The sequence below is a fragment of the Hansschlegelia sp. KR7-227 genome, assembly GCF_049446035.1.
In the GTDB taxonomy this organism is placed as follows: Bacteria; Pseudomonadota; Alphaproteobacteria; order Rhizobiales; family Methylopilaceae; genus Methylopila.
Window position 1 is genome coordinate 441232 of sequence record NZ_JBMSEA010000002.1, and the last position, 6499, is coordinate 447730.

The window sequence follows — 6499 nt, forward strand, 5'->3', positions numbered from 1 at the left end:
GCGGGTTTCGGGAAAGGCCGGCGCGCGAGGCGCGCGCCGGCTAGGCCAGGCTTCAGCTTTCGAGGTTGATCGCCTGCTTCACGCCGAGGTCGCCCATATCGAAGGCGCGTTTCGACAGCAGGCCGGCGATGACCACGACCGCGGCGCTGATCGCCACGATCGAGAGCGTGCCGACGAGTTCTCCGTAGATCCCGCGCAGCGTCATTCCGATCAGGATCGAGAGCACGATCCCGCCCACGAAGCCGAGCGTCGTAGTGCGCGGCCACAGGATCGCGAGAACGAGCGGCATCAGAACCGACGTCTTGAGCGCGTAGGTCGTGAGCACCAGCGAGGTGAAGTCGGCGCCCGAGAGCACGATCACCGCCGCGACCACGCCGCCCACCAGCATCGAGAGCTTGGTGATGTAGAACAGCCGGCTCTCCGACGTCGTCGGGGCGTAGCGCTTGACGATGTCGACGGCGACGATCGACGACAGGGCGGAGCTTGCGCCATCGATGGTCGAGTAGCAGGCCGCCAGGATCGCCAGCACATAGGCGATGACCAGGACAAGCGGCAGGCCCATGTGGGAGACGAGATACGGCCCGACCGCCACGATGTCGCCGCCGACGTCCTCGGCGGTCAGCCCGTAGCCGAGGCCGACGAGGCCCAGAACGCCGAGGCAGATCGGGATCGGATAGAACAGCGCGCCGGACCACAGAAAGGTGCGCCCGACCTGGCTGGGCCGGATCGCCCAGACCTTCTGCCAGAACGTCTGGTCCGCGACCGTCGCGGCGAGCAGGCCGAACGCGAGCGTGATGCCGAAGCCGGCGGCGGCGTCCGCGTTCAGGATCGAGAGCTTCGAGGGATCCGCCGCCCCGACCGTGTTCAGCACGGTCGTGGCGCCGCCGTCGATCATGCTGAACACCGCGACGACGACGATGGCGGACGGCACGGTGATCATCCAGGTGTTGATCGTGCCGGTCATGACGCTGGTCCACAGCCCGCCGAAATAGGAATAGGCGAGCACCACCGCGACCGTCAGCAGCGTCGCGAGCCGCCAGTCGATCGGGAACACCGTCGACATGACGACGGCCGTGCCCTTCAGGTTGATCAGGATCTCGAGCAGGATGCCGAAGATCATCGTGACGGTGACGACGCCGGACGCAAGCCGGGACTTCTCGAACCGGCTGAAGATGAACTGGCTGATCGTGTAGCCTGCCGGCATGCGCTTCCGCAGCACCTTGGCGAGCGGGATGACCGCCATGACCGCGAACCCGTTCGGCACGACGAACCAGAACAGGCCGGACAGGCCCCATTGGAACGTCATGGCGGAGCTCATCATCACCGCCATGGCCCACGTCCAGACGGAGATCACCGACCCGACGCCGAAGCCGAGGCCGATGCGTCGGTTCGAGATGATGAAGTCGTGCGTGTTCCGCACCAGGCGGGTCTTGATCATGTAGGCGATCGCGAGGAACACGAGCCCGGTGCCGATCATGAGGGTGAGGCCCAGCCCCGCCGTCAGGCCGGGAGAGAGTGCCAGCTGCGCTTTGTCCATCGCGTTTCTCCTGAGCCGCAGGGGCCGCGGCGTCCCGGAGCGGCCGCCCCGCACGAGCGGCCGCCAGTCGAGCCCTGTTGCGCAAGGCATGTGCCAGCGGCTCAGCGACGAGGCGAAGGGCTCGTTTTTGCCGCGATTGCCTAGCGCATAGGCAAAAATCGGCGGCCCGGGCGACGAAGGATAAGCGGAAGTTCTGGCCTTCGAACCGCGCTTATGGGCGCGGCGGACGCGCGCGCCCGGGGACGCGCGGCCATTAGCGGGCTTCATCGGAGCGCGGCGACCTGCTCAGAATGAGCGCATCGGGGCGCCCTCCGCGACCCGCACCGAGGCTTTCGCCGACAGCCCAACCCGTGGCACGGATGTTGATCGGCCCCATCCGCGGACATTCCGGACGCCCGCGAGGATCTTCGGCTCCATGACGTCATGACCTTCGAGCAGATGAAGATCTTCGTTGAGGCCGCCCGCTACGGCAGCTTCACGATGGCGGCCGAGAAGCTCGGCCTCACGCAATCCGCGATCAGCATCTCGATCAAGAAGCTCGAGGAGAAGCATGGCGTCGTCCTGTTCGACCGATCGGGCCGCCGGCTGCTGGTGACCGACGCCGGCCAGGTGCTACTGGGCGAAGCCGAACGCATCCTGCGCGACGTCGAGCTCACGATCCGCCGCGTCGAGAGCCGCCGCTCGCCGCAGGACCGCTACCCCATCGTCGCCTGCACGCCGAACGCCTATGATTTTTGGATGCCCGGGCTGGTCGCGCGCATGGGCGGCGGCGCCGAGATGCCGCAGGTCGAGCTGTTGCGCGGCGGCGCCGACGACGTGACCGCCTGGGTGATGCGGGGCACCGCCGACGTCGGCGTGACGGAGATCGTGCCAAGCCATCCGCAGTTCCGGCATCTCGGCGTCTTTCCGGACAGGCTCATCCTCGCGGCCACGCCGGCGAAGGCCCGGTCGCTTCCGCCGGACCTGTCCTGGGACACGCTGCAGGATCACGGCCCGCTCCTTTGGGAGCAGACCGACCTCACGCCCATCATCTCCGAAGCGCTGAGCGCCCGCCGCATCAATCCGGCGCGCCTCGGCCACCCGCACCTTCGGCTCACCTCCGCGGCGGCCGTGCTGTCGGCTTTGGAGGCGGGGCGGTTCGCCGGCTTCGTCAGCGAACGCGCCGCGCGAGCGGCGCTGTCGTCGGGAGCGCTCGCGCGGGTGGGGCGGCTGGAGATTTCGCTCCGCTACTGGATGTTCTCGCTGAGAGAACGCGACATCGAGGCCTTCGCCTCGCTTGTCGCCAAGGCCGCGCACGAAGCCGCCGCAGAACGGGCGGAGCATTCCCTCTGACGAAGCAACCCGCTCGGGCGGCAAGCGCTGCGTCGTCATGGACGGCGCAATCGCCTGGGACCGGCGCCCGGGCGAATTCTGTCGCCGGTCCATTAAGGGAGAGGACGGCCCATGAGGCCGCCCTCTCCCTCGACCGTCGCTCCGGCAGGGTGCGCGACGGTCAGACGGCTCACTCCGCGGCGGTCGCCCGCGCGAATTCGTGTTGCTCGAAGTTGGACGACGTGGTTCCGTCCTGCACGCTTTCCTTGCCCGCGTACATGCCGTGGAACTGGTCCGCGGGATGGGTCGTCTCGACGCGCGCGGTGGGGGTTCCCAAGAACTTCTCGCGCATCGTGCCGGGCGCGTACTCGGACTGCGCGCGGCCGCGGCGGCGAAGCTCCGGCACCACGTAGTTGATGAAGTCGGTGGTGGTCCCCGGCGTCACCGCATAGGCCAGGTTGAAGCCGTCGACGCCGCCGATGTCGACCCAGCGTTCGAGCTCGTCGGCGACCTTCTCCGGTCCGCCGACCAGCACGGGTCCGAGCCCGCCGATCGTGCGGTCCTTGATCACGTCCTGCACCGTCCACTTGCGGCTCTGGCCGTGGGTGAGCGATTCGAGCGTGGTGCGGAGGCTGTCGTTGTCCATCGCCTCGAGAGGCTGCTCGGGATCGTATTGCGAGAAATCGATGCCGGTCCAGCCGCCATAGAGCGCGAGCATGCCTTCGGAGCTCGAATAGGACAGATACTCCTGGTACTTGCGCTCCGCCGCCTCGTCGTTCGCGCCGGTGATCACCGTCACCAGCGTGAAGATCTTGATCGAGTCGCGCGACCGGCCCTGCTTCTCCGCGAGGTTGCGGATGTCCTCGGTGACCGGTTTCGCCGCCTCGGGGCTCGTCGTCAGGATGAACATGCCTTCCGCATGCTGCGACGCGAACTGCCGCCCACGGCCGGACGCGCCCGCCTGGAAGATGAAGGGCGTGCGCTGCGGCGACGGCTCGCAGAGATGAAATCCGGGAACCTTATAGTATTTCCCGGCGTGCCGAATCGGATGCACCTTGCTCGGATCCGTGAAGACGCCGGTCTCGCGATTGCGATCAACCGCTTCGTCCTCCCAGGAGCCCTCCCACAGCTTGTACATCACGGACATGTACTCGTCGGCGAGGTCGTAGCGCTCGTCATGCGCGATCTGCCGGTCCATGCCGACGTTGAGCGCGGCGCTGTTCAGGTAGGACGAGACCACGTTCCAGGCGATCCGCCCGCGCGTCAGGTGATCCATGGTGGAGAGCCGGCGGGCCAACAGATAGGGAGGCTCGAAGGTGATGGCGGCGGTGATGCCGAAGCAGACGTTGCTGGTGACGGCGGCCATGGCGGAGATGGCGCCGAACGGATCGTTGACCGGGACCTGGGCCGCGTCCTTCACGGCCGCCGCGCCGGTGCCGCGATAGACGTCATAGACGCCCACCACGTCGGCGATGAAAAGGCAATCGAAGCGGCCGCGCTCGAGTTCGCGCGCCATATTGGTCCAGTATTCGATGGTGTTGTAGTCCGATGCCTGGCTCTCGGGATGCCGCCACATCCCGGTCGACTGATGGCCGACGCATGTCATGTCGAAGGCGCTGAGAAGAATACGTTTGGCCATCTGGAGTTCCTCCTTGGTTTCGATTTCGGCGCCGACGTTGATCGAGGCGCCAGCTCTTCTTCTGATTGCGACGCGGCGTGCGAATTCGGCGCGCCGGGCGGCCATGCGGTTGCGCCAGGACGGCGGGCGGGCGTTTCGCAGTCGACGCCCGGCCCTTCGCCGTCACCATAACCTTTTGTATCGAACGGTCCATACATCGCTTGTCGATGAGACGATCGGACCGGCGGCGCCCTCAGATTTCCTTGAACGCGACGACGTCGGCGGGGTGAATGATCGGTTCGGCTTCGAGGAGCGGCGGCACGGTCGCGAAGATCTGCGCGGCGGCCTTGCCTTCGAGATGGGCCTGTCGCGCCGCCGGGTCGTCAAAGAGATCGACGAGATAGACGGCGTCGGGGTCGACGTTCGACCGCAAGACCAGCCAGAGGGGCGTGCCGGGCTCGTTCTCGACATGTGGCAGCGCGGCGGCGATGAGCCCGGCGACGTCTCCGCCCTTTCCGGCCTTCGCCTTGAACTCGATCACTCCGGCGACTGTGGTCATTGGGCATTCCTCCTAAACTGACGGGAGCCGGGATACGGACGCGCGGACCGGCTCTCCCCGCGTCGCTATTTCAGCTTGCTGAGCGCCGTATCGAACGAGAGGCTGACGAGATAGCGGTCGCCGCACCAACCGCGGTCGTTGAGCAACAGGCCGCATTCACGGCGCGACAGCGTCGTGTCCCAGTAGCGGAGATCGAGCGTCATCGCCTTGTAAGCGGCGCCCACACCGGCGTTCCAGACGTAGTAGTCGGGGAAGTTGAAGCCGGCGTCGGTCTTCCCGATCCAGCGATGGCCGAAATCGCCCGAGAGATAGAAGCCGAGATCGCTGTTCGTCGTGAGGTTCGGCAGCTTGATCTTGGCGCTTCCAAGCAGATAGGCTTCCTTTCCGCCGAGATTGACGAAATTGTTCGTCGCCCTGAGCAGCGCGCCGATCGTGAGCCAGTCGTTCAGCTGATAGCTCGGCTTGAAATACGGCTCCCAGTAGTCGGTGTTGCGACCGGTCTCGCCCGCGTACCAGAAGTAAATGACGCCGCCATCGAGCGTCAGGCGATCCCAGCTGCGCCGCATGCCGATATAGGCGTCGACTTCGAGCGCGGGATCGGTGAGGCCCTTCGACTCCGGCAGCTTGAGGCTCGCGGCCCAAGCGCCGGCATAGAGGAGGTCGAAGAACCGCGCTTCGCCGTAGGCCTGAATGCCGGGATCGCCGTCGGACTGCGCAAGTCCGCGCGCGACGTACTGACTTGCGAGCGTCAGCCCGAAGGCGACGTCTATATTGGACAGCGACGGCACGCTCCCCGCCGGCGGCTCGACGAAATCGGCGGCCTCTGCGGCGGAGCCCGCCGCTGCAGCCACGGCGAGCGCGGCCAGACCTGTTCGCATCAATCGATTCATGGCGTCGTTCCCCCGAACTTACCCTTGCGTCTCGTTCGCGCCGCCAGCGGCGCGCGACGGTCCTGTCCCCTTCGCGGCGCGAAGCGGCGGAAGTGTTTTCTGTGCTCCAGACGTCCGTCCCGGCCCGGTGAACCGCGCCCAGACCTAACGGTTCACGACGGAAGGCGACCGGGACTCGCTCGCCTCGCTCCGACGCGCCGCCGTCGCTCGGGCGGCCTCATTCCCGCCTCTCGGCGTGTCGGTAGCTTTCCAGCTCCGGGCCTCGTCCGTCGTAGAAGTTTCGCGCGTTCGGCATTTCGACCTTGGGGAGGCTCTTGGCGTCCAGGGTCGCGGTCTCGGGGACGACGCCGCCTTTGGCGAGGATGAAGGCGGTGACGGCGTAGACCTCGTCGGGGGTCAGCGAGCCGGGGTCGCTGAAGGGCATCGCCCGCCAGACATAGTCGTAAAGCGTGGTGGCGTAGGGCCAGTAGCTCTCGACCGTCTTCACGGGCTTTGGCGTCGCGAGCGTGCCGCGGCCGCCGACCAGCGCCGCCGCGCCCGCCGCAGCGATCCCCTGCAGCTTCTCGCCATGGCAGGCGGCGCAC

At 66.9% G+C, this 6499-nt stretch carries 6 protein-coding genes; 1 reads left to right on the top strand and 5 read right to left on the bottom strand.

Features of this window, described 5'->3' with window-relative positions:
* Positions 1–52 precede the first annotated feature (52 nt).
* Positions 53–1537 (bottom strand): sodium:solute symporter family transporter, encoded by a 1485-nt coding sequence (locus tag ACO2RJ_RS17480; protein ID WP_423269401.1) that lies wholly within the window; start codon positions 1535–1537, stop codon positions 53–55.
* 438 nt (positions 1538–1975) lie between these two features.
* On the opposite strand from ACO2RJ_RS17480, the gene ACO2RJ_RS17485 reads away from it, so the two are divergent.
* Positions 1976–2869 carry a LysR family transcriptional regulator gene (locus ACO2RJ_RS17485; RefSeq protein WP_423269402.1) on the top strand — a complete coding sequence of 298 codons (894 nt, stop codon included), beginning with the start codon at positions 1976–1978 and terminating at the stop codon, positions 2867–2869.
* A 169-nt stretch (positions 2870–3038) separates the two neighbouring features.
* Here ACO2RJ_RS17485 and ACO2RJ_RS17490 read toward each other — a convergent pair whose 3' ends face one another.
* The 4 genes from ACO2RJ_RS17490 to ACO2RJ_RS17505 form a co-directional block, all read right to left on the bottom strand.
* Entirely contained in the window at positions 3039–4487 is a 1449-nt protein-coding gene (locus ACO2RJ_RS17490; protein ID WP_423269403.1) for an LLM class flavin-dependent oxidoreductase, read from the bottom strand.
* 232 nt (positions 4488–4719) lie between these two features.
* Positions 4720–5025, bottom strand: coding sequence for a putative quinol monooxygenase (locus ACO2RJ_RS17495; RefSeq protein ID WP_423269404.1), 306 nt, complete (start codon positions 5023–5025; stop codon positions 4720–4722).
* Between the two features lie 65 nt (positions 5026–5090).
* Positions 5091–5903, bottom strand: a complete 813-nt coding sequence (locus ACO2RJ_RS17500; protein ID WP_423269405.1) for a TorF family putative porin — start codon at positions 5901–5903, stop codon at positions 5091–5093.
* Positions 5904–6132: 229 nt separating this feature from the next.
* On the bottom strand, positions 6133–6499 hold a 367-nt coding region (locus ACO2RJ_RS17505; RefSeq protein ID WP_423269406.1), incomplete at its 5' end, for a c-type cytochrome.